The 26,687-nt window shown below is 41.4% G+C and carries 24 protein-coding genes and 2 pseudogenes; 6 read left to right on the top strand and 20 right to left on the bottom strand.

Annotated features, from left to right (window positions below; all coding sequences use genetic code 11):
- Nucleotides 1-23 precede the first annotated feature (23 nt).
- Nucleotides 24-1,391, bottom strand: a complete 1,368-nt coding sequence (locus DP117_RS13700) for a pentapeptide repeat-containing protein (RefSeq protein ID WP_169218851.1) — start codon at nucleotides 1,389-1,391, stop codon at nucleotides 24-26.
- A 616-nt stretch (nucleotides 1,392-2,007) separates the two neighbouring features.
- On the bottom strand, nucleotides 2,008-2,625 hold the full coding sequence (locus DP117_RS13695) for a nucleotidyltransferase domain-containing protein (RefSeq protein ID WP_169218850.1): 618 nt from the start codon (nucleotides 2,623-2,625) through the stop codon (nucleotides 2,008-2,010).
- Nucleotides 2,626-2,981: 356 nt separating this feature from the next.
- On the opposite strand from DP117_RS13695, the pseudogene DP117_RS13690 reads away from it, so the two are divergent.
- Nucleotides 2,982-3,409, top strand: a pseudogene (locus DP117_RS13690) (IS701 family transposase); the annotation flags it as partial.
- A 37-nt stretch (nucleotides 3,410-3,446) separates the two neighbouring features.
- Nucleotides 3,447-3,608, top strand: a pseudogene (locus DP117_RS13685) (LuxR C-terminal-related transcriptional regulator); the annotation flags it as partial.
- Nucleotides 3,609-3,635: 27 nt separating this feature from the next.
- Here DP117_RS13685 and aat read toward each other — a convergent pair.
- Complete coding sequence (aat, locus tag DP117_RS13680) at nucleotides 3,636-4,211, bottom strand: leucyl/phenylalanyl-tRNA--protein transferase (protein ID WP_169218849.1); 576 nt, start codon at nucleotides 4,209-4,211, stop codon at nucleotides 3,636-3,638.
- A 99-nt stretch (nucleotides 4,212-4,310) separates the two neighbouring features.
- Between aat and DP117_RS13675 the strand changes: the two genes are divergently transcribed.
- Entirely contained in the window at nucleotides 4,311-4,640 is a 330-nt protein-coding gene (locus DP117_RS13675) for a hypothetical protein (RefSeq protein ID WP_169218848.1), read from the top strand.
- Nucleotides 4,641-4,727: 87 nt separating this feature from the next.
- Here DP117_RS13675 and rpsN read toward each other — a convergent pair whose 3' ends face one another.
- Complete coding sequence (gene rpsN, locus DP117_RS13670) at nucleotides 4,728-5,030, bottom strand: 30S ribosomal protein S14 (RefSeq protein WP_169218847.1); 303 nt, start codon at nucleotides 5,028-5,030, stop codon at nucleotides 4,728-4,730.
- Between the two features lie 396 nt (nucleotides 5,031-5,426).
- Nucleotides 5,427-6,389, bottom strand: a complete 963-nt coding sequence (locus tag DP117_RS13665; RefSeq protein WP_169218846.1) for a LysR family transcriptional regulator — start codon at nucleotides 6,387-6,389, stop codon at nucleotides 5,427-5,429.
- Nucleotides 6,390-6,503: 114 nt separating this feature from the next.
- Here DP117_RS13665 and DP117_RS13660 point away from each other — a divergent pair, with 114 nt between their 5' ends.
- Entirely contained in the window at nucleotides 6,504-7,694 is a 1,191-nt protein-coding gene (locus DP117_RS13660; protein WP_248277657.1) for an aldo/keto reductase, read from the top strand.
- A 65-nt stretch (nucleotides 7,695-7,759) separates the two neighbouring features.
- Here the strand turns inward: DP117_RS13660 and nth are convergent, their stop codons facing one another.
- From nth to DP117_RS13635, 5 genes are all read right to left on the bottom strand, one after another.
- Nucleotides 7,760-8,473: an endonuclease III gene (nth, locus tag DP117_RS13655; protein WP_339381240.1), complete on the bottom strand. Its 714-nt coding sequence runs from the start codon at nucleotides 8,471-8,473 to the stop codon at nucleotides 7,760-7,762.
- Nucleotides 8,449-9,552, bottom strand: coding sequence for an RIP metalloprotease RseP (rseP, locus tag DP117_RS13650; RefSeq protein WP_169218844.1), 1,104 nt, complete (start codon nucleotides 9,550-9,552; stop codon nucleotides 8,449-8,451). Before rseP ends, nth begins: the two co-directional genes overlap by 25 nt.
- Before the next feature lie 196 nt (nucleotides 9,553-9,748).
- A complete protein-coding gene (gene serS / locus DP117_RS13645; protein WP_169218843.1) occupies nucleotides 9,749-11,029 on the bottom strand; it encodes a serine--tRNA ligase in 1,281 nt (426 codons plus the stop codon).
- Nucleotides 11,030-11,175: 146 nt separating this feature from the next.
- On the bottom strand, nucleotides 11,176-13,098 hold the full coding sequence (locus tag DP117_RS13640; RefSeq protein ID WP_169218842.1) for an ATP-binding protein: 1,923 nt from the start codon (nucleotides 13,096-13,098) through the stop codon (nucleotides 11,176-11,178).
- Between the two features lie 656 nt (nucleotides 13,099-13,754).
- Complete coding sequence (locus tag DP117_RS13635) at nucleotides 13,755-14,327, bottom strand: DUF3611 family protein (RefSeq protein WP_211176096.1); 573 nt, start codon at nucleotides 14,325-14,327, stop codon at nucleotides 13,755-13,757.
- A gap of 557 nt (nucleotides 14,328-14,884) precedes the next feature.
- Between DP117_RS13635 and DP117_RS13630 the strand changes: the two genes are divergently transcribed.
- Both DP117_RS13630 and DP117_RS13625 read left to right on the top strand, forming a co-directional pair.
- A complete protein-coding gene (locus DP117_RS13630) occupies nucleotides 14,885-15,232 on the top strand; it encodes a PadR family transcriptional regulator (protein WP_169218854.1) in 348 nt (115 codons plus the stop codon).
- A 55-nt stretch (nucleotides 15,233-15,287) separates the two neighbouring features.
- Nucleotides 15,288-15,824 (top strand): cofactor assembly of complex C subunit B, encoded by a 537-nt coding sequence (locus DP117_RS13625; RefSeq protein ID WP_169218841.1) that lies wholly within the window; start codon nucleotides 15,288-15,290, stop codon nucleotides 15,822-15,824.
- Between the two features lie 70 nt (nucleotides 15,825-15,894).
- Here the strand turns inward: DP117_RS13625 and DP117_RS13620 are convergent, their stop codons facing one another.
- The 10 genes from DP117_RS13620 to DP117_RS13575 form a co-directional block, all read right to left on the bottom strand.
- Entirely contained in the window at nucleotides 15,895-17,343 is a 1,449-nt protein-coding gene (locus DP117_RS13620; protein WP_169218840.1) for an ABC transporter substrate-binding protein, read from the bottom strand.
- Between the two features lie 18 nt (nucleotides 17,344-17,361).
- Nucleotides 17,362-18,960: an AAA-like domain-containing protein gene (locus DP117_RS13615; protein ID WP_169218839.1), complete on the bottom strand. Its 1,599-nt coding sequence runs from the start codon at nucleotides 18,958-18,960 to the stop codon at nucleotides 17,362-17,364.
- A 273-nt stretch (nucleotides 18,961-19,233) separates the two neighbouring features.
- The gene (locus DP117_RS13610) at nucleotides 19,234-20,646 is read right to left on the bottom strand and encodes an AAA-like domain-containing protein (RefSeq protein WP_169218838.1); all 1,413 of its coding nucleotides are present in this window, start codon (nucleotides 20,644-20,646) and stop codon (nucleotides 19,234-19,236) included.
- A gap of 101 nt (nucleotides 20,647-20,747) precedes the next feature.
- On the bottom strand, nucleotides 20,748-21,047 hold the full coding sequence (locus DP117_RS13605) for a putative quinol monooxygenase (protein WP_169218837.1): 300 nt from the start codon (nucleotides 21,045-21,047) through the stop codon (nucleotides 20,748-20,750).
- A gap of 54 nt (nucleotides 21,048-21,101) precedes the next feature.
- On the bottom strand, nucleotides 21,102-21,752 hold the full coding sequence (mtnB, locus tag DP117_RS13600) for a methylthioribulose 1-phosphate dehydratase (RefSeq protein WP_169218836.1): 651 nt from the start codon (nucleotides 21,750-21,752) through the stop codon (nucleotides 21,102-21,104).
- Between the two features lie 23 nt (nucleotides 21,753-21,775).
- Nucleotides 21,776-22,333, bottom strand: a complete 558-nt coding sequence (locus tag DP117_RS13595) for a cupin domain-containing protein (RefSeq protein WP_169218835.1) — start codon at nucleotides 22,331-22,333, stop codon at nucleotides 21,776-21,778.
- Nucleotides 22,334-22,613: 280 nt separating this feature from the next.
- A complete protein-coding gene (pstB, locus tag DP117_RS13590) occupies nucleotides 22,614-23,447 on the bottom strand; it encodes a phosphate ABC transporter ATP-binding protein PstB (protein WP_169218834.1) in 834 nt (277 codons plus the stop codon).
- 60 nt (nucleotides 23,448-23,507) lie between these two features.
- Nucleotides 23,508-24,410 carry a phosphate ABC transporter permease PstA gene (gene pstA, locus DP117_RS13585; protein ID WP_169218833.1) on the bottom strand — a complete coding sequence of 301 codons (903 nt, stop codon included), beginning with the start codon at nucleotides 24,408-24,410 and terminating at the stop codon, nucleotides 23,508-23,510.
- A 5-nt stretch (nucleotides 24,411-24,415) separates the two neighbouring features.
- Nucleotides 24,416-25,354, bottom strand: coding sequence for a phosphate ABC transporter permease subunit PstC (gene pstC / locus DP117_RS13580; protein WP_169218832.1), 939 nt, complete (start codon nucleotides 25,352-25,354; stop codon nucleotides 24,416-24,418).
- Between the two features lie 80 nt (nucleotides 25,355-25,434).
- Entirely contained in the window at nucleotides 25,435-26,424 is a 990-nt protein-coding gene (locus DP117_RS13575; protein ID WP_169218831.1) for a PstS family phosphate ABC transporter substrate-binding protein, read from the bottom strand.
- Between the last annotated feature and the right edge of the window lie 263 nt (nucleotides 26,425-26,687).

Below are 26,687 nucleotides of genomic sequence, written 5' to 3'. Positions count from 1 at the left end.
CCGTGGGGCTTACGGCGAAGAAGCTAAATTTTTGAGGATTTTGACAATGGGTTCATCAACTGAGTAAATTCCCCATCTACAAATGTCTCTCCCCAGTTGGCAGGTAAGCGATGAGGGTTAGGATTATCTTTTGTGGGTACACACAGAAAAATGTACTCACACTGCACTCCATCTAGTTTAGTTTCTGATGTCATGCCCCAGTCTCCAATGTATGCGCCTGTCAGAATTGCACCTCTAAAATCAGTTCTATCTAATTGTGCTCTTGTCAGGTTAACTCTGGAAAGATCAGCATTTTGTAAATTAGATTCATTCAACACAGTTGCAACTAGGCTAGCATCTTTTAGATTTGCTCCTTGCAAATTCAGACCTTGCAAGTTCCAACCATCAAAATTTTGGCTTTGTAACTCTTTTGTCACCAGTAACTGTCTTATCTTTTCATCCTCAAGATAGGTTGTCCTAATATCCGCAAGATTCAGATTTTTCGCCTGAAACCAACAGGTACGCGCCAAGATGGATTTCTTGAAAGTAGTATTTTTCAGCGTCGCCTGCGTAAAATCCGCATCTGTTAAATCACTTCCTTGAAAACGTGTGCCGTGTTGTGTCACCAAACCAAGAGCAATACTGCGAATCCAGCTTTGCTTTTCATCTTCATACAAGGCACGGCAACTAACGTCAGCAGACAGAACTAAAGTTAATATTGCTACTATCGTTGCTGGTATTCCTGCTACCATACCACCTATCTTTGCCGCTGCTACTGCCACTGCGCCAGCGACAGCCCCTGCAATTGACACCGTGAGTGCTACTGCCAATAACCCAGCTATAAATCCTGATACGACTGCTGTCCCAGATATCACCAATAGCCCTGTTGCAGCCACTACGACTGCCACAGCCCCTGTGACAACTACTGTCACGACTGTTGCCAATTCCATAACCCGTGTTTCAGTGCCTGTCCCGACCCATGCCACAGACACTATGCCAGCCCATACAACTGCTGCAAGCCCAGCCCCTACGACTGCTACTGCCAAAAACCCACAGGCTGAGGCTACTCCTCGGCGCACAGAAATCAGAAAAAAAACTAACAATACGATTGAGCTGATGACACCAACATAGATATTTTGACGGTTACCATCAACTAAAATAAATCCTAGCAGAGAGCCACTAATAGCCGATAACAATCCTGATACTGCTGATATCAGTAATGCAAATATGACTAAGGCAAATGCCCAACGATGTTGTAGTCCTGCTTTCGCATGGCTGAAATTTGCTCCTCTAAGGATCGCACCCGTAAAGTCAGCACCTCGAATATCTGAATAAGAAAAGTCTGCACCTGTGAAGTCCTGCCCTTTAAAGGATTTGCCTCTGAGCTTAGCACAGCGGTAGTTTTGAGCCACGTTTAATGACAATAAAATGAGGGTACTTTTAACTACTAGTTGTAGGATATCAGTTTTTGGCAGGTTTTAGCTAGTTCCAAAAGAAGTGCTTATGCGATATAAATGTTGTTTGATGTCAATTGCTTGATTTGATGATACCTGAGTGACCCTGGATTTCTCCTACAGGCTCAAACCTTCCGCCCAAGTGTTTGGAAAGAAACTCCTCTGCGATCGCATAAAAGTGCAAACGATTTTCTGGTCGTGCAAACCCCTTGGGAAAATCTATTTAGCAACATTATTGATAGGTGTTTGCTCGGTCAGTCAAATACTGGCACAAAACAATGCACCTAAAATCCATTCGTTCTCTTCAACATACGCTACGAGCACCCCTACCGTTTTATCCAATACCAGGGTGGTTTCATACTTTCATACGAAGGAAGAATAATCTGAACATCTTAAACTTTGATTCGCTCGTTACGATATATCAACAGGCAACGAATGTATAAATAAGAGTTTAGAATTTTTCTCTCACTGTATGAAACCACCCTGCTACCGTTTTATCCAATACCGAGCTAATTGCATCATAATCCCTCTGCTCTGAACAGTCATTGTTTGTTGAATGAACAACAATTATTTTCTAGGTATTTGTGACATATTCAGACAACTTACCAAGGTCGTCAAATCTAATACCGCGCTCGTAAACTTGTGAAAAAAGATGATAACCAATAGAGTCATGTTCTCTTAGCCATATCAAGCTTTTCTTTGGTCCTAAATACCATTGTCTGCGTAAATCGAAGTATATCTGTAATAAATCAACAGCAAGCCAATAGCGCCGATATAAAGACTCAACGTCTGAAGTCTTCGCTCGCTCCAGCATTTTGTCAACCCACAGCTTTGTGTGCTGTCTTTCAGAAGAAGAAAGTGGCTTTCGACCTTGCTCAATGCGCTGCTGTAACTGTTTCAAAAAAGCTTCTCCATGCCCTTGTGAATCGTAGAGACAGTAGCCATCTGAAACCCGCAATAACTCGTCACTAGAGGCTGACATTGCATCGGAACCATACACCCATGCATCAAGATAAAATCCTTCAAATTCACGCGCATCCTGAATTGGTGTAGCACCTTCTACAAAGCAAACAACATCAATATCACTTGAAGGAGTACAATCCTCTCTAGCACGCGAACCATAAAGAATGATGGTATGTGGCTTGTATTTTTCCTGCAAATCTATAACGACTCTTGATAAAAGATCGTCCATTTTTTGATTCACCTAGTTGGAACTTGGTAAATCTTACCACTGATTTGGACTTTGGACAAAAATCACAAAATTCGCGTAACATCTGATGCTGGAGCGCGAATTATTTCTTAACATTGGAAGATTCGATAAATTCTAGGACTTACGCATTGATAGAATGGTAAAATAATGCGTTGACTTAGATCTTGCACCTCTTAGTAGAAAACCGTACAAGTGAAAAATATCTGCGAGAAAGCTACATGATTTTTATTGGCTTTTTTGCCTAAATAAAAGACTTTTGGTTTAACACTGAGTGATGAAAAAAACATCAATTTTTCTTAGTGCAAGATATGAGTTGAGAAACAAGTGTAGTCAAAAAACAGGTAAGTACTATAGAGATTCCTGATGAAGGACTAATAACTCATCTGAGAGAATTTGGATTTATAAAGTTGTAAAGGTGCGACTTTAAAAAAGAAGACTCTAGGCACTATATATTGTATCTACCAGATGAAGAAGCCAAAAAGCAAATAACCAGAAGTACCTTCGTTACAATTCATGATACTCATTGGGGAATTGAAAGTTTTCACAGGGCTATTAAACAAGTATGTGGTATTTGTCGATTCATGGTGAGAGATAGCTATGCGATGAAAACACACATCCGCATGTTCACTCCAAGCATTTATTCGCTTGGAGTTAATGCGCTCTAAAAACATAATTTCGCTCTTGGTATGAATTGCGAAGGAATCTATTCACTTTAGTTGTGCGTGAGTACATTGTGGACAATCTCAACAATGCTTGTGCTGCTTAGATACATATATATAGCTTTTTGTCAATGCGTAAGTCCTAAACTCTTAGGTTCAGGGAAAAGTAATCAAGAAATTGCAGCAGTTCTCCATTTGACTGAAGGAACCGTGAAAAACCACCTGACCAATATCTTCTGTCAACTTGGCCTGCGTGACCGCACCCAAGCCGCCCTCTGGGCATACCGAAATTTACTATCTTTTTAGACTGTGCTTGTTTGCTTTACTACTAAACTAAAGTAGAGAACAACGACGTTGCAAAGCTTTCTCAAATAACACCATGTACTCATCATCACTCACCCCATAAGCACCAAACCTCTCCAAATGGGGATTCATCATTTGAGCATCAAACATTACAAATCGCCTTTGGCGCAACAGTTCCACTAACTTCACCATCGCCACCTTTGAACCTTCCGGGATGCGGTAAAACATCGACTCCCCAATAAAAGCACCCCCAATCACAATTCCTAAAATTCCTCCAGCGAGTTCATCCCCTTGCCAAGTTTCAAAACTATACGCCCAACCCGTTTGATAAAGTTCCCAATAAATCTGTTTTAACTCTGGTGAAATCCAAGTTAATTCTCGGTTAGCACACCCAGCCACAACAGCTTGAAAATCGCGGTTAATCGCAACGCTAAAACGCTCTTGATTGAGAACACGTCGCAGGGACTTGGGGTAGCGAAATCGTGTATCTAAAGGAATGAGAGTGCGATCGCGACTCGCATACCAACCCAAGACATGATTCTCATCAGCCATGAGAAAATAACCTTGAGCATAGCCTTGAATAATGGTAGCAACATCGTATTTCATACAAATAAGCAATAAACATACCTTGTAGTAGGCGCTTAAACACCCACTACAAACGTATTTTCTGGCAACTTGAGGTCTTTAATATAAAAACAAAAGAAAATGACAGAACCAATTCCACCCATCACTCTACCACCACCTCAAAATCCCATTCTTGAGGGAGAATGGTTACAGCAACGCTTGCATCAGTGGCTAGATGAAGAATTTATCCCAGAAGCAATCAATCAGACAATTGCCAATAGAGCTGCACAAATATTTGTCCGTCAACGGATGGAAGGAGAAAACGACTTAGGTTCTCTGGTTATTGCTATTGTTACAGAAATGCAGTCGTTTGATTTTTCCAAAAGTTTCTACGGAGAGTTTGCTATTGCTAACGCTGTTAGTGACTTACTTCTAGAAAGTTTGGGAATTGATAAGTGTTGTGGACAATAGATAATTTTTCTCATTTGTCTTTGTCATTAGTCTTTTGTACTTTGTTATGTGCTTAATGACTAATGACTCATGACTAATGACTAATAACTACCAACTAGACTTAACCACTCCGGGTAAAAGACCTTCGTGTGCCCATTCCCGCAGGACATTGCGAGATAGTCCAAAGTCGCGGTAAACTCCTCTGGAACGACCTGTTACCCAGCAGCGGTTACGGTGACGGCTAGGAGCGCTATTGCGGGGTAGCTGTTGAATTTGGCGGTGAACTTCCAGTTTATCGAGAGGAGATTCTGCTTGTCTGAATTCTTCCAGCAATGCTTCTCGCTTGTCAGCGTATTTAGCCGCTAATTTGGCGCGTTTTTTCTCGCGCTCAATCATGCTCTTTTTTGCCATAATGTTGGTGATTTATTTTAAGACAGCATTTTCTATTCTATAGAATTGCCAGTCCACTGACCAAAGTCTACATGCTCTGAGGGTGTGATCTGAATTGACCTTTGTCCCCCTTATCTATTTCTTTCTATTGACAAAGTAGCGAAAAAGTGCGTTAGCAAGAGAAAGAAAGGAAAGACGTGAACGCTATCTTTATATTTAGAACGATAAGCCGGAGGCTTAACGTTACACGTATCGCGTGGAGCGCAGACGCAACGCGGTGGCTGGAAGTTCATAACCGATTGAACGACAACGCGCTAAAAGCAGTAACCAGTACGGATGAAACCAGCAATTTCAGACATTTCTACTTATTGCATAGTTTTAAGTAGATTTAGTTTACCCCTGCGTATCGCTAATCCACTACTTCTCAAGCGCTCTGTTAGTTGACAATGCCGTTGTTCTGAGCACCTTGAGAAATTCATGCACCACTGGTGAAGATTCTGTCTGTCGCCGCGCTAGAGCCAGTTTCAACGTGGGAAAGTCTCCGATTAAAGGTCGATAAACCACTCCTTTGGCACTCAGATTTTGCATATCAGCGAGAACAAACGTAATGCCAACTCCAGCCGCCGCCAAACCTAAGCGAGTCTGAGCGAGTTCAGCCTCCTGCACGATGTTGGGAAAAAATCCGGCTTGCTCACAACATTTGATGAAGTCAGCATAAAAAACGGGTGCAAGCGATCGCGGGTAAACAATTAGTGGTTCGTTAGCTAAAGACTGAAGTGGTATTTGTCTGTGCCTTGCAAGCGGATGGGATGTAGACAGTGCAACAATGTAAATCTCTTTATATAACGGATACACACACAGAGTTGGTTCACGGATGGGAAGATAAACAAACCCAACATCAATTTGGTAAGTGCGTAAGGCTTCAACATGAGCTTCCGTTCCACCACTTGTCAGGACTAAATCGACTTGTGGGTAACACTCTCGATATGTTTTTAAAATACTTAGCGCAAGGCAAAACAGCGTTGCTTCAGTCAAGCCAAGCCTGACTCTCCCAATTTGTCCGTTAGCAACTTGTTTGGTAATTTGTATGCCTTCGTCTACTTCATGCAGAACCCGGTGTGCTGTTTCCAGAAATTTCTGTCCGGCGGGAGTTAGCTTACAAGAGTGTTTTGTACGTTCAAACAGTTGAATTTCTAAGCTGTTCTCTAACGCATGAATTTGTTTGCTTAATGCAGGTTGACTCAGGTGCAGTGACTGCGCTGCCCGACCAAAGTGCAGTTCGGAAGCAACCGTGATGAAATATTTGAGTTGGCGTAACTCCATGTGATCTGTTTGGTAATAACTATAAGTTATTAAGTCATACCCAACATGAAATAACAATCATCTAGCTTGCTTGTAATATGGGATTTAGAATCCGTTTAAAAGAATTAAACGTGAATCTAACATGCTAATTTGTTTGTTGAGCATCCAAAAAATCAATCCGAAACGCAGTGTTTGACATTTGAGAAAGATCAAACGAATCATTCAACCTATCCTGCTTGCGAAGGATTGATAAGTTCTAGTTTTTGTCTACGTTTAATCATTCGTAACAGAGCACTTATGAAACGTGATCAAAGTGATGCTATGCATAATGCTTCCCACTCAGCAATTTCCCGTCGCACTGCAATCAAGGTGATGGGACTTGGTGCCGTAACCACTGTCTTTACATCTTGTGCTCTTAATGGCAAACAAGCAACGAGTCAAACGGTGAATTTTAACCCAAATAAATTATCCCAATTGATTACAAAAGTCATCCCTCGCACGAAGGAGAGGGTGCCTGCGATTGGGATGGGAACCTTTATGACGTTTGATATTTTGCCTGGACAGCCGCGCGATCGCTTGCAGGAAGTGATGCGTCGTTTCAGAGATGGAGGTGGGCGTGTGATCGACACCTCACCACTCTATGGAATGTCAGAGATCATCGTCGGCGATGAAGCAACGACACTCGGTATCACTAATGACCTCTTTATTACTAATAAAATCTGGGCGACTGGTGAGTATCTAAGTGACAAGAGTCAGGCGCGACGCCAGTTTGAGCAATCGAAGGAGCGATTGTGGCGCGATCGCATTGACGTGATGCAAGTTCACAGCCTGGTAAATGTAGACATCATCTTGCCTATACTGCGGGAATGGAAGAAAGAGGGTAGAATCAGCTATTTAGGAGTAACGCATCACGAGTTGCCATATTTTGAACCGTTAGCAAGGTGGGTTGAAAACGGCGATCTGGACTTCGTTCAAGTCCACTATTCAATCCAAGAACGCCTAGCCGAAAAGAGAATTCTTCCTACGGCGGCGGATCGGGGAACAGCAGTTTTGGTCAACATGCCCTTTGAGAAGGCGCGCCTCTTCGAGGTGGTTAAGGGGCAACCCCTCCCCGATTTCGCCCGCGAGATTGGGTGTGAGAATTGGGCACAGTTTTTCCTCAAGTTCGTCATTTCGCATCCTGCTGTAACCTGTGCTATTCCAGCAACCAGCAACCCTGATCATGTTAGTGAGAATATGAGTGCGATGAGAGGAGCACTTCCTGATGTCCAAATGCGTACCCGGATGGTAAAGCATATGGAAACCCTTCCCGCATTCGACAAACTTGCCCAGATGCGTCCCTATCCAGGTAAAAAGTTCACTGGGGCTGTTCGCTTGTCTTAGTTGTCTCACTACGCGACAAAAAATGATGAGAGATGAGTAGGAATTAGCTGAGTGTTTCCAGCATCCTACACTTCCTCTACTTTCGGCTTTACGGTTACCTGTGGCACGTTGAAAGCAGATGGACACAAGTCAGCAAGTTTACAAGCATCACAAGCAGGCGATCGCGCCTTACAAACAGCACGACCATGATAAATCAGCCGAATAGACCAATTTTCCCAATCTGGTTGAGGTAACAAACCCATCAAATCTCGTTCAATACGGATGGGATCTGTGTGTTCAGTTAACCCCAAACGCTCACTCAAACGCTTGACGTGAGTATCAACCGTCACCCCAACATGAATTCCATAAGCATGAGCAAGCACGACATTCGCTGTCTTTCGCGCCACACCAGGAAGCAGCAACAACTGTTCCATCCGCTTGGGAACATGACCACCAAACTGATTGACAATCATCTGACAAGCAGCTTGAATATTCTTTGCCTTGTTGCGATAGAATCCTGTGGAACGCACCAAATTTTCTAACTCTGTCAAATCAGCATTTGCCAGACTTGCTGCATCCGGAAATTTACTAAATAAAGCTGGTGTTACTTGATTCACTCGCTCATCTGTACACTGAGCCGAGAGAATCGTAGCCACCAGCAACTGTACAGGAGTTGAGTAGTTTAAAGAACAAGTTGCATTTGGATAAAGACGCTTCAGGCGAACTAGAATTTCTAGCGCCCGTTGCTTCTTAGATGATCGTTTGCGGATACTAATCACTGGAATAATTTTTGCACCCACTCCAATTGGGTCGTTTCTTTGACGATCAGGAAAATTCCTAGTCCTAAAAGTATCATCAAACCAGTTTGCATAACACCTTCTTGAATGCGATTAGGCAAAGGTTTACCGCGCAAACCTTCAATCAGCAGAAAAGCAAGTTGTCCTCCATCTAAAGCTGGTAAAGGCAAAATATTGATAAAAGCTAAGTTAATGCTGATAAGAGCTGCAAAAAAGAACAAACTACCTGCATCATTCTGAGCAATGTTAGCACCTATTTCCACAATTTTCACTGGACCAGCAACTTGGCTAGCTGTTTCACCGAAGTTGGTAACCAATTGCCCAAAACCTTGAACAATCATCGAGAAAATCCGCTGAAATTGTGTCGCGCCAATGCTTAACGCTTCTACTGGGTTTGTCACACGACGACGCACGACTTTTCGATTAGGAGAAAGTCGGACACCGATGCTACCCTCACCCTTAGCATTAGCTTCAGGAGTCAGATTCACAGACAGTTGTTGCTCACCACGAGCAATTGTCAGCTCAATCTCCTTGCCTAAATGATTTTTGATGATTTCGGTGAACGCTTTTAAGTCTTCTGGGGAAGTCCCAAAAGTTGTGTTATTTGCAGCTAAAATAACATCTCCAGGCTGAATACCTGCTTTAGCCGCGACAGAAACTGGTTGTGAAACCAACTCTGGGATGAGAATGCCCTTTTGAATTGGTTGCGGTACGTCTATCCCTACAACACCTACCTGTGTCACAAGGAGGAAGTAGGCAAATATTAAATTTGCTATCACTCCTGCACTGATGACAATTGCTCGATCTAAAATAGGGCGGTTACGTAGAAGATTTGGGTCTTCAGGTGGAATGTTGCTATCTGGGTCATCGTCAGGAAAACCGACGAACCCACCCAGAGGAAAGGCTCGGATAGCGTATTCAGTTTGTGGTCCTTGATACTTCCAAATAATCGGACCAAAACCCAAGGAAAAACGATTGACGTAAATCCCTTGAGATCTTGCTGCAATGAAATGTCCAAACTCGTGTACCAAGATCAAAACAGCCAAGACTGCGATCGCTGCTAAAGCCGCAAAAACTGACATAGATAAAGAACTAATGAACTTATTGGGCAATACCTCTTTTCATTTTAAAGTGTGTATTCGGTCTACCATTGGTCTGAACGACTTATTTTCTGGGTTTTTCGGTAATCTCTACAGGGATTTCAACGAAATGATTCAGTCGTTAGTTATCAGTTGTTTTTGGGACAACCAATAACTAACTATCTCTAAACTCTTCAAATTACAGTACTTCGCGTCCCATGTAAGGTTGTAGTTCTTCTGGTATCCTTACTATGCCATCGTCTTGTTGATAGTTTTCTAAAATCGCTGCCATTGTACGTCCCACAGCTAGCCCTGAACCATTGAGAGTATGCACAAACTGGGTTCCCTTTTTTCCACTTTCTTTAAAGCGAATCTGTCCCCGTCGTGCTTGATAATCCAAAAAATTAGAACAACTGGAAATTTCCCGATACTTTCCAGAAGAAGGAAGCCAAACCTCAATATCGTAGGTTTTTGCCGAGTGAAATCCTAAATCTCCAGTACATAATTCTATAACTCGGTAAGGCAGTTCCAACGCTTGTAAAATGGCTTCTGCATTCCCCAGTAATTTTTCTAATTCCTCACTAGAAGTGCTGGGATGGACAAATTTTACCAGTTCAACTTTGTTGAATTGATGCAGTCGAATCAGTCCCCGCATATCGCGTCCATAACTCCCGGCTTCCCGACGAAAACAGGGAGTATACGCGCAGTGGTAAACAGGCAAATCTTCAAAATTGAGAGTTTCACCACGGTAGAGGTTGGTTACAGGAACTTCCGCCGTCGGTGCAAGCCACAAATCATCCGCTGCACATTTAAAGCTTTCTTCCGCAAACTTGGGCAATTGACCCGTCGCTGTCATAGACTCAGTATTAATCAAAAATGGAGGAATAACTTCCACATACCCTGCTGCTATCTGGCGATCAAGCATAAATTGAATTAAGGCTCTTTCTAGCTTTGCACCAGCACCCATAAGAGTCACAAACCGACTTTGTGCAACTTTAACCGCTCGCTCAACGTTAAGAATACCTAACTTTTCGCCAATTTCCCAGTGAGGAATAATGTTTGAATTTTGGGGAATTTTGTCATCACCCCAACGACGGATTTCTACGTTTTCTTCCTCACTTTTACCAACAGGTGTAGAATCGCTTGGCAAGTTAGGAAGTGTGAGTAAAAATTCTTCGATTTTGGCTGATAAGTCTTTTTCTTGAGGTTCAAGCGTTCCAATTTCACCTTTGACAGAACTACCTTCATCACGTAACGCTTGAATTTCTGGTCCTTTGGGGTTGCAACCCGCTTTTATTTTTTCAGGAATTAATTTAGCAATTTCGTTACTGCGTGCTTGCAGTTGATTTCGCTTCGCTTCCAATTCACGTTGCTGTTTATCCAACTCTAAAAGGGGCTGAATGTCGTAGCGATCGCCACGAGTCTTCAATCGTTCCTGAACCAATTGGGGGTTTTCCCTAATTAACCTAATATCTAGCACAGATTTATCCTAGTTTTTGGCGTAGTATTTTTTTAACAGTTAACACTTTAGTTAACACTTCAAAATAAATATAGTACTTCCGGGAGGTGACAACTGCAAAAGCAGGCATTGTGGGAGAAAGCAAGTGACGTGAAGGTTAAAATGCATTAGAGTACGGAGGAATTTAAATTTGGCTGTCGAATCGGCATCTTAATGATGAATTTCGCACCCTGTCCCGGTGCTGAAAGGCAAGTCAATTCTCCACCATGCTTCTCAACAATGTCGTAGCTAATTGACATTCCTAAACCTGTACCAGCACCAACAGATTTGGTTGTAAAAAACGGCTCAAATAATTTAGAAAGAACTTCCTCAGTCATACCTGGTCCATTATCAGTAATGGCGACAATGATATACTCAGAGTCTAAGACTGCGGTTTGAATCCGAATACAAGGGTTAGGATCACAAATGGGCTGTGCTTCAACGGCTGACTCCTGAGCACTTCTGAGAGCATCAATTGCATTAGTTAAAATATTCATGAACACTTGGTTAATCTGTCCGGCATTACATTCCACATTCGGCAGGTTACCATACTCTTTGATAACTTGAATGCCAGTGTTAAGGTATCCCGGTGTCGCTTTCAAACGGTTTTGTAGAAGCAGTAGGGTATTATCAAGACCTTCATGAATGTCCATCGCTGTTATTTCGCCTTGGTCTAGTCGCGAGAAGTTGCGTAACAATAAGACAATCTGACGGATGCGATCAGCTCCCATAATCATTGATGATATGAGTTTGGGTAGATCTTCCTGAAGGAAATTGAAGTCAGTTGTCGTCAGCGCAGCTTGAATTTCACTGACTGGATGAGGATAGTATTTCTGGTAAAGTTGAACTAACTTGAGTAAGTCGTTTGCATATTCACTAGCGTAGGCAAGATTGCCGTAGATAAAGTTAAGCGGATTGTTGATTTCATGAGCAACTCCTGCTACTAACTGACCTAGACTGACCATTTTTTCGTTCTGCACTAGTTGACTGTGGGTACGTTGCAACTTTTCTAAAGCTTGCTCTAGTTGTAAAGCTCTTTCCCGTTCTTGCTGAGTTAGTCTCTGTAGAGCCGACTCAGTTTGCTGACGTTCCAGTTCTGTTGCAGCGCGAGTCGCAAAAATAGACACAAACAATTCAACATTATGCAGATCATCCAACGGTTTTTGGTCCATCACCGCTAGTAATCCTAAACAACGACCAACGCTATCACATAATGGAGCTGCCAGATAGCTCTCTATTTCCAATTGCATAAGAAAGGTATTGCCCGGAAATTGGAATTGGATATCCTGGGGATAGCAGCAAAGTTGTCGTTTTTGAACAATGTCTTTACAAGGGGAGTTATCTAAGGAATAGTTAAAGTTGCTGACTATTTTGTTGTCAACGCAGAAAGCGAGGGTGCTGGCTTGCTGTTGGTCATTTTGGTTTAACTCGCTAATCAAAGCACAGTGTACACCAAGCGCTTTGGTCATATGTTGTACCAAAGAGTAAAAAAACGCTTCGCCAATTGTTGTTGAAATGCCTTTGGTGACTTCCAACAACGCCGCATTTTGTCGAGCAATTTGGCTCGCCATAAGCCGCTGATCTAATTGAGCCATCACTTGGCGGCTTAGGGTTTGTAGAACTTCAATTTGCTGCTGAGTGAGTAGACGTGGTACAAAATCAAGGACACATAGTGTTCCGATCACATAACCTTTGCTGGTAATGAGTGGTACACCTGTATAAAAACGAACATTAGGTGGAGAGACAACAACTGGATTTGTAGCAAACTTTGCATCTGCTAAGGTATCAGGGATTATTAATACATCACTTTTTTGAACAACAAACGGACAGAAACCAGCCTCAAGCGGTGCTGTAGTTACTTTCATACCTACCATTGATTTGAACCACTGTCGGTTTGCGTCTACCAAGGTTATCAACGCCACCGGAGTTTGACAAATTTGCGCTGCTAATTGAGTCAAATCATCAAAGTCTGGTTCAGCAGGAGTATCAAGAACTTCATACTGGTAAAGTTCTTTGAGTCGTGCCGTTTCTTGCTCTAAAAGAGCTTGCATTTTTTTTAGTTTTTTTTTAGTTGTCTCCTCATTAATTTAAAGTATAGGATTAACCGTTCACAGGTGATTATTGGTGGCTTGAAAACACCATTACAGATCGTCCTCAACAGGCACAAAAGTGCGCACTAAATTAGTACACAGTGGGAGACATTGTGCAGTTTTTCAGTTGAAAGTCTTCAGCCCTCTATCATAAGTGGTAAGTTTGAGAAGGTAGTCGCACTATTCGATTTCAAATTTGAAACCTGATACCCGATAACTGATAACTGTTTTAATCATCTGCCTTGCTTCCACCAACAGTCTGTTGACTTGTTTGTGAATGCTTAACTAGACTATTATGAGTTGTCTGATTGAAATTATACTGCTTTCTCAGTAAAAGTTGCTGCTCTTCATTATTGACATCTCTTTGCAAGTTGCAGCCACAAATACACTTATGTGTCCGAGTTGAAAGAGATTTTTTCACAATCGTACCCTATGCCTGCGGCACGGCACTCAGGCGATCAGGGACGCTGCGTATCATAGGCGACTAAAGCGTTAGCGTTGCATACGCAGCGTCCTAGTCTCTTAGAATGCTCATTACGTTGCCTACTGACCTTAAGGTGCTTCCGAGCATATCTCTGTCTTGCTTTGCGTCGATAATGAGCAATTTAGGAATAACGCTAAGACTGGGGTTTGGAAATCCGGTAAAATAGCCAAATTGACGCGACAAGCCCTGCAAAATGAGCGCTCACCGTATTAGTGTTTGCCTGCACAACAAAAATATCCAAAGATTGGATAATCCGGCTAGGGTCAACTTGGGTGTAAACTCCACCACCACCAACTTGTGGTAAAGTCAAAGATTTTGTGAGTAGAGTCCCGACAATTGTTTGCGCCCCTAAAAGAGTCAGCAGCATTCCCACCAAATGCACCATAATCCCAAAGCGTACAACTTGAATAGTTTCAACCTTGCGCGGGCGGTTGTTGGGATTTGAAGATTCTAGTCGTAACCCAAGTCTGGTGTAACGGAAAGCTAAATAGATCCCTATTCCCAAGGCGATAAGCCCAGCAACTGCAAAAAAAGCGCCAAGTCCGGTTCCAGGATTACTGCTTGTATTACCAGTTCTCTGACTAAAGACTGCAAACAGCAAAATGACTCCAGAAACAACACCTAGCACTAGCTGAATCCAAAAGCTCACCCATCCCGTAAGGCGAAATACTTGGGCAATTGCCCGAAGTGTAGACGAATCTGACATACTGATCACCATTTGTGCCGAGGGCTTGATAAATTTACCATCATACTTAGCAAATGTGTAATGGGTATTTTTAGTCAAGAAATTCCGTACTTAACACTTTTTTGAGTGTGTCCACTATTCATAAAGCTTGAAATTAAATATGAGATTTTGCCGAATCTTTACGCAAAAATTCTAGGATAATTACTGTCTAGCAAAGTTTTGATTAAGTTTTACATAAATACCGCATTTTCCCTTTAAAATTGCTTAGACGGTATTTTATGCTTAAGCAGTCCTCATGCCCTTGGCATTACTTGACACTAAAGATTGCGGCATAGCCGTTGTTAAATCGCTCCTCAACATAATGTCAGAAGCTTGGGTAGGGATGCAAAAATTTGCATCCCTAAAGTTGGTGCATCAGTTTCACGATAAATAAGCGTGAAGAAATCTGTCTCATGTTATTTTTGCCCTTTGGTGATCCAGCCTAAGTCGTGCTATATACTTAATCTTTTAAGTGGTATTTTTTACTAATTAAAAGATTGTCAGCTAAACCTTTAGGCATTTTTAGTCATTCATTAACCATGAAACTTGAGGATATATATCACTTCTTTGAAAATCCTCCGCCAACTTACCTTTGTCAGGAACTCGCTGTTTGTTATATATTGTATATTTTATTACAAGGCGAATCCTATGGAACGGAGTTGATCCAACGACTGGAAACAGAATATCCAACCTATCGGCTTTCAGATACCGTGCTTTACAGTGCGATTAAATTTCTCGAAGACCAGAAGGCAATTACTGGGTATTGGAAAAAACTGGAAGGACGCGGACGTCCTAGACGAATGTACCAAGTCTCTCCAGAATGGCAATTTCAAGCACAGGACTTAGCTCGTTTGTGGCAACAGTACATAAGCGGGAGAATAAGTTAACGAATAATTGATAATGAATAAATCACCTCCTGTAAAACGCTCATAATATCAGTCTATGGATACTGCTACTGTACCATCCACCTTGCTTCTCACTTTTTTATTATCGGTCGGGCTATTTTTCTTTATTCGTGCCTCTACCAAAGACCGTACAGAAACTACGCAACTAGTTTCAGAACAAGACGAAGCGACTTTAATGTCTCAATTGAAGGAGTATTTTCAAACACGGTTTTACCGAGTAGCAGCGGTAGATCCGAAACAAAACCAAGTGACCTTTGAAGGCATTGTTAGACCTAGCTGGTTTTTAGCTGTGTTTTTAACACTCTTAGCGGCTGTTGGTCTTCTGTGTCTATCACTGGTTTTGTCCATACTTTTTCCGAATCTAAGTACTGTTTTTCTTGGGATGGTGCTGTTCTCACCTGTAAGTGGTATTTTTTATTGGAAAAAAGCTGGTAAGCTTGAAAAAGTGTCGCTGAAGGTGGAAGCAGCACAAAGCGACCAACACTCTTCAAGTCAAATAACAGTAACTGCGCATCGAGATGAGCTCATTGAGTTACGCAAAGCGTTAAGGTTAAAAATTTGGGAAAAAACATAGTAAATTGCGGTCGTTAATTCATGGATTCTTACCTTGGTAAGTCCTATTTAGATACTTCGGTTTTTTGCACTTACTTCCATTGCTCAAAAATTTGCTTGATGTGGGCGATCGCCTCATCAGCCGCTTGTTGAGGATAAATCTTATTTACAACTACTTTATTAAGAGCCTTGCCCCAAATATTCTCCTTTACAACTATGCTGTAAGCTGGGTTTTGGGCGGTATAAAATAGGCGTGTTTGTCCCAAAGTGATTGGCTTACTAACAGCCCAGATGTGAGGATCTTTGGGATTTGTCCAAAAGGGATCTTTCCAGACTAATTTATGTACTGGCGAAAAACGTCCTCCAGCAACTTTGAGATAATTTCCTGTGATTTCTGGTTGGATGAAATATGCGAGAAACTTCTTAGCTAACTTCTGATTTTTGGAGTCAGCTAACACAACTGCTTGCTTAACCAGGGCTAAGTAATGCATCGGCTTACCGTTGGGTTTATTGGGATACCCTATTGTGCCAAGCTTATTATGGTAAGTATCAAAATTCTGACGCACAGCACCAGGAATCGAGAGGGAGTTGTTGGGAGTCATAACGACAAAGCGGTTGAGCAATTGGCGATTATTGTCTGGATTGAGCCAATTGACAGCCTCTGGTGGGACATAGCCTTGACGGTAAAATTTAGTGTACCAGTCTATGCAGTCAATAATTCCTTGGCGTACTTTGGGGTTATCGACGCGCAGTTGACCTTGGGAATCTAAAAGCTGAACTTCATAGGCTTCTAAAATTTGCTCAAAAATCTCATAGGTATCTACAGCTCCAATTGACATAGGAAAGCCAATGCCATAAATCTTCTGATTCTGCTGAGTCCAGAGACTATCCTGCACTTGTTTCCAGAACTCCCAAAAAGCATCCCAATCTTTAGGAATATCCTTTTCACTCTTACCTGCTAGCTTGAGTAAATCCCGCCAGTAAAAAATATGAGGTATACCTTGATGAATCGGAATAGCATAATAGCTTCGTTGTTTCTCTAAGTTGTTATAAAAATAAACACTTTTTAAGATAGTTTCGGGATAAAGATGCTTGATAGGTTCAATAACATCAGAAACATTCGCCAGTTTGCCTTCCCAAGCCAGACGCGGACTCAGTAACCTATCACCATTGTCATTCATCACTATATCAGGCGGATTGCCAGCCTGAATTGCCCTGAGAGCTTTCTGTGAGAGTTCATCGCTAGTATACAAAGAAAGCTTAACTTTGTTGCCGGTTTGTTGTTCCCAACGGTTCACAACTTGCTGTAGCGCTTCATCTTCTTCCAATGTATAGCCTTTGTCCCACCAAATCTTTAACACTGTATTTTTAGTAGAAGAATCATTGACTGGGGATAAAGTTGTTTTGGAGTCGCCACAAGCAACAACTATTAAGCTAACGAGTAATCCTATAAATGCATAGCAAAGACTCAACTTTAAGCGATAACTGGTTCGCCTTGACACTACAGTGTTGTACTTAGCTGCTAGATAGAACTTATCCATAGTTATCCATATATTGCGTCAAAAAAAGAAGCAATTGCTTTGAGTTTGCTCAGCAGCTTTGCGGTACAAGAAAAAAGTTGTGACTCCCAAACTCAGAGTCATCACTAATGCTAAACTGACTGCACCTAATAATAATCTTTGGAGTCTGGCAACTTTTTGTTCTTGAATCAGTCGGGCTTCCACTTCTTTTTTACGTTCCACCTCCAACCTTGTCTCAACTTCGTGCCGATCAAATTCTTGACTTGCTGCTAAAAACTGATAATCTAAAGTGCTTAGGTTTTTACCAATAGACCAAGCTTGCGCTTCATGCAAAGCTTGTCCACGTAGTAACTGTGAAGAGTCACGACACTCTGAGGTTATCCAAGCATCTAATGCTTGGGCGTAGGGTCGTAATTTTGCTAATTGTTTTTCTATCCATGCTTGGTTAAAAATCTCTTGATAAATGCGGTTTTTTACTTTCAGTTGTCCTTGCTGCTTATCTACCAACCCAGATAACAGCAATTCGATTTGCTCTCTAGAGTCATCTGTTGATACCTCAACTCCTTGTAAGATTTTTTGATAGAGTTGCAGTAACCCACCAGCATGTTGCTCGTTTCGCAGTAGGCGATTGCGCGCAGCGCAGCGGCAAAGCCGATCGCGAATAGTTTTTAAATGCTCTGGCTCATCATTCGCTTCCCAATTTTCAATCACATGGGTTTGCACCAACTTTTCTAAAACGAACGGTGGAAATTGGTAATAAAAACTGATGAGATGATAATTAACAATAGGTAAATGGTAATCTAATTTGTAACGCTCATTAGTTTCCTGGTTTCCAAACTCCTGTAAATTTTTGCTCTCGGAGTTTCTTTCCTGCACTACAAGACGACACAGTTTTTGAGTGAGAAACGGCTGACCACTTGTCCATGCCAAAATTTCCTTAAGGACTGCCATTGGATTAGCTACTTTACCTTCTAACCCTGCAGCAAGTGGCTGAATTTCTGATAAATTAAAACCTTGTAAATCAATAGATTTACCAATATTAAATGGGGTAGAAGTTGGATCACTAATTAAATCTGAGGGCGTTGCCACTCCAAATAGTGCCCAAGTCAGACGATTGTATTCTGGATTTTCTGCACGTTGATTATAACAAGATCGAATCAGAGCAAAAAAATTACCTACTGAAAAATTCAAGCTGAGAACACTATCAATCTCATCCACAAAAATAAATATTTTTTCGCTCTGAATTCGGACTAATAAAATATCTTCAATAAACTGACTCAATCTCTGGAGTGGAGATAAATCTTCTCGCTCACTCCACCAATTTTTGATATTAACTTCTCCAAAAATATTGAAACTTCTCAATAAATCAACAACTATCCCTTTATACCACTGAGTAGGGTTCATATTTGAGCTAGCAATGCGAGTCATATCAATAGAAGCACAGCTAAAACCTGCTTGTTCTAATCGATATTTTGTGCGTAAACGTAAGCTAGACTTGCCCATTTGCCGGGAGCTAAACACAAAACAAAACTCTCCCCTGAGCAAAGCATTATAAAGTTCAACATCTGCTTGGCGCTCCACATAGCAAGGAGCATCGGTTTTGAGACTTCCGCCAACTTGATATTCGTACTTGCTCATAAACTGTCACTATAAAAGAAGTACATATTGCTAAAGGCTAAACGATTTACGCTTCACTGATTTTCTGCCAATACGGTTACTATTAGGGTAAAAAACCTAAAACTATACAGGTTGAACCCTTGGAACGAAACTCAATATCTACCTTGGTTTTCTTGGATGGCGCTGTGCTTAACCCAAGCTACAATTTTTCTTAACACCAACCGTATTGAATTTTGTTCTAGTTTGAATTTTGAATTTTGAATTTTGAATTTTGAATTTTAAAAATTTTACCTCTTAGCCCAATTGTTCACGGAAATAGAGTCGATATAATTCACAACTCGATATTGCCTGATTCCCTTCAAGCTTCACCAAACCCATGCTTTCTAATTTATAAGCAGTAATTGCTTCTAATTGCACACTTGCGGAAGTGGTGACAACCCGTTTGAGTGCTTCTGCCAGTTTGGGGTGTTCTTGAAGATTTGCTAAGTGACGCCGCAGGTAATTGCTATAAATTCCAGCAATGGTGGGAGCCTCTTGCAAGAGCTGGTCTAGGGTAACATCCCCACGTCCCAAGTGATAAAGTGCGAGACGCACCAGGTAGGGATGACCGCCTATCATAGAAATGAGAGGAGTTAATTGTTTAGCACCCAACTCGCCTTTTGCCCAATCCAAGCCATGACGCACTGCTAAATCCTGCACCTGCTCTAAATTAAATTCTGGTAATCGAATCGACAGCCCAACATTAAAAGGAGATTGATTGATATCTAACGGAATATAAGCTTCAGTTGCATGGACAACAATTAATCGAAGTTTTTGCCATATTTCGAGTACGTCGGCTGCTTCCTCATACCAAGAGCGAAGTAATGGTAAAAAGTCTCTTGAGATATCTGGATACTCGAAAATCCGATTGACTTCATCCAAAGCCAAGACGACTGGAGAGGCAATTTGCTGGAGTAAGTACTCTTGGAAATACAATGTACAGCTGACTTTAGAGCCAATATCCTCATCCCAAAAATCATCTAGCCTTGGCTCTATGTTCAACTGGCGACTGACGTTAGCACAAAACCACCTTAAAAATTTGTCCAAACTTGTAAAAACTTGACTATCTGCCAATTGAAAACTGATCTGTACAGTGTGTAAGTCTCCGGTTTGTCTGGCATAAGTCAGGATTCGGTACATTAGAGAGGTTTTCCCCATCTGCCGAGGTGCTCTAATCCGGATCAGGCTTCCTGGTTTACTGATCTCAGTATAAGTCTGTTCTTCAATTGGGGTGCGCTCAATGTAGAAAAAAGAATTGAGTGGTACGGGACCACCAGGAGTTTCTATAAAGTCAGGATTAGGAAGTGGAGATTCTCGAATTTCCTGGATCCTCGCCACTTGAGGAAACCCTCCATTCCCCCTATTTTCTGAGGAAACCCCAAGTTCCTGCTTTCTAGCTGACTGCTGGTCAAGCTTTGCACGTTCTGCTCGCCGCCTGAGAACTGACCGAAAATTACTTTTTGTCACCTCTTCCTCTAAGGCTTGTGAAAGTAACTTCCACAACTTAGAACCCACATCCTTGACATAGTTGGCGTCATAACCAGCGCCTTCTGCCATCTCTTGGTAAGTTTGCCCTTCCCAAGCTTTGCGAAATACGACCTCCTGTAGATTATTTAAGCGTTGTTCGAGAAATGTATCTAGAATTGCTATTGCTTCTTCAACATTCATTTATAAAAAAAATGATAAAGTCTATTTTTAATATGACTTTATCTGACTTTTTCATACTTTTTTAACTTATTCACTTAAATTTAATAGTGCAATGACTCCGGCTAAGCCAAAAGACTATAGCGGCGGAGATCAGGTTCTGCAGCAAGCAAACCTGGTAGCTTAGCTGCTGCTTCCTGGATATGGGCTGTCGTAAAATGAGCATCCAAAGCATCGTTAGAAACCCATTCCTCTATAAAAGTGAAGTCTGTTGGGTCAGACTGATTTTGTAGCAACTCAAACTTGATAGAGCCTGCTTCTTGTCGAGTTGGCTCTATAATTGCTAGCAGCACAGCTTTCACGGCTTCTACTTTTTCAGGTAAAGCAATAATCCGGGCAACAACGCGAATAGTTTGGTTAGTCATTGGTTATGCAAGTGAATTGTTAATTGCTGTTTGTTATTTGCTAGTAGTTAGTTGTCAAGAATTAGCTTCTTCAACTTCCAAAACACCGACTCCTTTCGCTGCAACCATATAGCGGAAAATATATTCCACTAACTCAATGTAATTACGGGCAGTTCTGGAAGAAGGTGCCCAAACGGTAACACCGTGGTCGCGGATCAGTAAAGCTGGTAGTTGTGGGGGAGTCGTTGTAAAACGCTGTTTAATCTCATCTGCAATGCAGGAAACCTGCAAATGGTTGGCAAAGATAGGCATAGCACAATCGGGGTTCTCTTCCCAAACTCCCAAACCTTTGAGCATCTCCAACGGTGGTAGGGGCAAGGTATCGTCTTTGACAAAGCGAGAAACTAAATTTGCTTCTACTGAGTGAACATGATAGCAGCTTGTTGCTTCAGGAAATAGAGCATAAAGAACCTGATGAATAGCAGTTTCAGCTGAAGGCTTCAAATCAGTCGAGGGTTTCTCTACCTTGCCATTTGGATAGACACGTACAAAATCACCAAGTTCTAATTCTCCTTTAGAACGACCACTAGCTGTAATCCAGAAGCTACCATCAGGTAAACGAGCGGAGAGATTTCCCGCAGTTCCCACCATCCATCCTTGATGGTAAAATTGACGGGCAGCTGAGATTAGTTCAACACGAGAGTCAATGAGCTTTGAACTATTCATTCTTTCTGTTGATTAACCTTCTGCTATATCTGAGTGACAGCCTGACGAGTACGAATTTCTGTACCTGTATACTCAGGAGTCCAGCCTTCAGTTCCAGTGAAATAGCGTACTGCTTTAATTCGCCGCGCTGGAGTTAGATAAAACCAGTGTTCGGTTCCCGCAGGTACGTTAATGTACTCTTGGGGCTGTACTGTCAGTTCTACTTGGCTACCATCAGGTCGTACAAAACCAAAAATCCCTTCTCCATCAACAATGTAGCGTACTTCGTCTTCTGAGTGGGTATGAATTTTGTCAAACTTTGTCAGTATTGCATCAAGGTTAGGCATTCCTGGATGCAGGACAATTAAATCGCGGGTTTGATAGCCTGCTGTTTGTTGCAGTTGCTCAAAATATCGATCCAGAGATTTTAAGATTTGTTCTTTTTCATCCTCGTTGAGGCTATCTTGTGCAAGTAGTTGATGCAACTCGTGAGAGTCTCCCACAGCCCAGTGATTCAGTTGGATGTTTAGGGGTGCTAGTTCACGGGAAATATTTTGTAAATCAGTGTATCGTGTCCCGTCTTGCAATTGTAGAATCGCCATATATCACCTCACGCAAAGATATATATTCTACGGTATCTATTTTGTTCAAACTCAGGACTTACGCAAAATAATGAAAAAATAAACCGCAAAGGACGCATTAGCGTAGCGTGCCCGCAGGGCATAGAGCACGAAGTTAAGAGAGTTTAAAAGGGTTTTTGCGTAAGTCCTAAAACTAATAAAACTTTCAGCACGATGTAGAAAACCTAACCAAGCTCTACACCATGCTGATAAAGTAGTCCATATATATATGGAGACTGGATATATCGGATTTCTAGACGATTTAACCGAAGCGTCCGCTGATATACTCTGCAGCTTCTTGAGTGGTAGGATTGTTAAATATTTGCTCGGTAGGACTGAATTCGACCAATCTTCCCCTACGTTTACCATGATCGTCTATTTCGGTGTTGAAGAAAGCTGTCCAGTCTGCAACCCGCGAAGCTTGCTGCATGTTGTGGGTAACCATGATAATGGTGTATTGTTCTTTGAGTTGCAGGCAAAGTTCTTCAACTTGACGAGTGGAAATGGGGTCTAATGCAGAACAAGGTTCATCCATTAAGAGGACATCTGGCTTCATGGCGATCGCCCTTGCAATGCAAAGACGTTGCTGTTGTCCTCCAGAGAGTGCTGTACCTTTATCTTTGAGTTTGTCTTTCACTTCATCCCAAAGAACTGCTTGACGTAAAGATTGCTCTACTAAATCATCTATATTACCTTTATAACCATTTGTCCGTGGTGCAAAGGCAATATTTTCGTAAATTGACTTAGGAAAAGGATTTGGTCTTTGGAAAACCATTCCTACTTGACGCCGCAATTTCACCGAATTAATTTTAGAGTCATAAATATTTCTATTTCGGTATTGTAGCCGACCTTCAACTCTAGCTCCTGGGATTAAATCGTTCATACGATTAAAGCATCGCAGCAAGGTACTTTTTCCACATCCTGAAGGTCCAATAAAAGCTATAATTTTCTTCTCAGGAATTCCCATGTAGACATCCTGAAGTGCCATCAAGCCACTGTAGTAAACCTTAACACCTTCGACATTAAAAACAGGATTGCTGCTATATTTGCTTTGGGTTGTGCTAGCAAAGTTGGAATTGGGATTGTTGTAGGTCATTCTTTGTGTTTCCTATATGTGATTGATTGCAAGTTTTTGTTGAGATGTTGGGGAACTTGTTTATCTCATTCGCGAGTATCGTTGGCGAATGTAAATCGCCGTGCCATTGAGAGCTAAAATTAAGAGCATTAAGACAATAATTGTTGCTGCTGCTGCATTGGAAAAACCTGGTTCAGGGCGAGTGATATAAGTGTAAATTTGGATAGGCAATGCCATAAATCGTTGAAACAAACCAGGGTTGAATGTTAAGAAACTAACAGCACCAACCACAATCAGACACGCTGCATCACCAATTGCACGAGAGACGGAAATAATCACTCCTGTGAGAATACCTGGAACAGCATAAGGTATGACATGATGACGAATTGTTTGCCACTTAGTTATGCCTAAACCGTAGGAAGCATTTTTGAGAGAATCTGGAACTGATCGAATCGCCTCTCTAGATGTCACAATGATGACTGGTAAGGATAACAAAGATAAAGTTAACGCTCCAGAAAGTAAAGCAGGACCAAAGCCTAAAAGGTAATTGAAAACTCCTAAACCTAGCAATCCATAAACAATAGAAGGGACTCCAGCTAGATTGCTAATATTAATCTCAATGAGGGCAGTCCACCAGGTTTTTGGTGCATATTCTTCGAGATACAAAGCTGCTCCTACACCAATTGGAACTGAAACTAAAATGGTGATAATTCCCAATAGCAGACTACTCAGTAGTGCAGGAAGAATACCACCTTTATCAGGAAAACGCGAAGGAGTTTCAGTCAAAAAGCCAGGTGTCAAAAACCTAACTAATCCGTCTCCACAAATATCAAAAACCAGGAGTGCTAGAACAAATAAACCAATGAGCAATCCAAACAAAAAGATGATTTCAAAGACTTTACCTATTTTTTCTCTATTGTCTATATTTTCGGTAAACTCTTCATCTGGTAGGTGAAAACCATTTGGAGAAATTGATGTAGTCATGCCTGTTATTCGTATTTTTCTTTAAACCGATTAGAAATCCAGTAACTGACAATATTTAAAGCCAAAGTTAAGAGAAATAAAACAGCACCTACTGCATATAAAGTTTTATAGTTGAGACTACCACGAGGACTATCTCCACCTGAAATCTGAGCCATGTATGCTGTCATTGTTTCTACTGACTGTGTGAGATCAACAGTCATTTTTGGCTGTTGTCCAGCGGCGATGACGACAGTCATTGTTTCACCAACAGCTCGAGAAATTCCTAAAAGAATTGAAGCAATAATTCCAGAAAGAGCAGCAGGAAGAACGACTCGGAATATAGCTTCGAGTTTCGTTAATCCTAATGCATATGCTCCTTCTCGTAAAGAACGCGGAACAGCTTGTATTGCGTCTAAGCTAATCGAACCAACTGTGGGAGTAATCATAACTCCCATCATTAACCCAGCACTCAAGGCATTAAAAATTTCCAGTGGAAGGATATTCCGCAGGGAAGGTGTGACAAATAAAAGCGCAAAGTAACCGTAAACGACTGTAGGTACTCCTGCTAGTAATTCCACTGCTGGACGTAAAATTGCTGCGATTTTGGGTTTCGCATATTCACTTAAGTAGATAGCAGAACATAAACCCAGAGGAACGGCAACAAACATGGCGATCGCCGTAGTCAGTAAAGTACCATTTATGAGGGGCCAAATTCCAAAATGTCGCTCTGCAAATAAAGGTGTCCACTGAGTATCGAGAAAGAACTTCGCAAACGAAACCTCTTGGAAAAATTCAAACGCCACTTGGAAGATAATAGCGACAATTCCAACAGTGGTGAGGACAGAAACCAAACCGCAACAAAATAAAATCGCTGCGATAATTTTGTCTTGAACATCTTCAGACGCTTTCTTGTCTAACGAAAGCTCGTCGTGAGAAAATCCTTGTTGGTAATTTGCTCCCCGCATAAGTCAGTTATTAGTGAAGTGAAGTGAATAGTTATCAGTCAATGATCATGAGTCAATGCTCATCGCTCAGAAACTCTTAATTAAAGATACTTTGTAATTGATTGCCCTGGTTTCGCGTCTTTAAACTTGGAACCTGTTTTCTTAACAATAAACTTTTGTTTTGTCTTGCCATAAGCAGCATCTGTTAGTTCAATATAACCAGACTCACGAACCCACTTCTTGGAATTGTCTAGATAGAAATTAACGAACTCCCTGACTGCTGGTTTACTATCTAAAGCTGGTTTGCTGACATAGATGAACAGAGGACGAGACAAAGGAGTGTAGATGTTTTGAGCAACTTTTGAGGGAGGATCTGGTATTTCACAATTTCCTTGAAGATTTTGCACAGCAACTAAGTGTAACTTATCTTTATTAGCTAAATAGTAAGAAATACCGACATAACCTAGTGCTGTCTCTTCACCTGCAACTCCTTGAACAAGAACATTCTGGTTGTGACTAGGAGTGTAATCTGTACGGCTCGCTTTGGCTTTCTTATTTATGGCTTGCGTGAAATAGTCAAATGTTCCAGTATCGGAAGCAGGGGCATAAAGCTTTAGTGGCTTGTTAGGAAATCTGGAATTAACCTGATTCCAACTTATGACTTTATTAGCTGATTTCGGACTCCAAATCTTATTCAGTTCTTTAAGAGATAAACAGGTTGCAAAGTTATTGTTATGATTTGATATAACAGCAATTCCATCAAGAGCGATCGGCAATTCTATAAATTCAATTTTCCTCTTCTTGCAAGCTTGAATTTCTTCTTTCTTTATAGCCCGTGAAGCACCAGCAATATCAATTTGACCAGAACAAAACTTACTCATACCACCACCTGTACCGCTGGAGGCAACACTAATTTGGGCATCTCGTGTGATTTTTCTATATTCTTCTGCAACTGCTTGATGCAGAGGATATCCTACAGCTCCACCATCAATACTCACCTGATTCTTTTTTTCTTCAGCACTGCTGCAAGAAGTCATACCCCAGGCAAGAACTAATAATAATGTTCCAAAAACTTGATGACGAAGTTGCATTTTGACAAAAACCCAGTACTTTTAAATACACCCAGAACTGCTCTAACTTTTTCAGTAGGCTTTTTCAGTAGGATTAATCAATCTAGCACAAGACTTGTAAAACAATTACTTTGATTTAATTTTATCATCTCCATATTTTATTTTTTTCATAAAATATATTTATTGAATACACAAGATTTCTAGAGCGTCATAATATTTAAATTACTCAGCAGAGTATGCAACAAATGGTAACAATCTGACAATAGTCTTTCTGCCAATAATTG

This window comes from Brasilonema sp. UFV-L1 (assembly GCF_012912105.1).
Classification (GTDB): domain Bacteria; phylum Cyanobacteriota; class Cyanobacteriia; order Cyanobacteriales; family Nostocaceae; genus Brasilonema.
The sequence above is the reverse complement of the archived record's forward strand: the minus strand, read 5'-3'. Positions and strand labels throughout refer to the sequence as shown.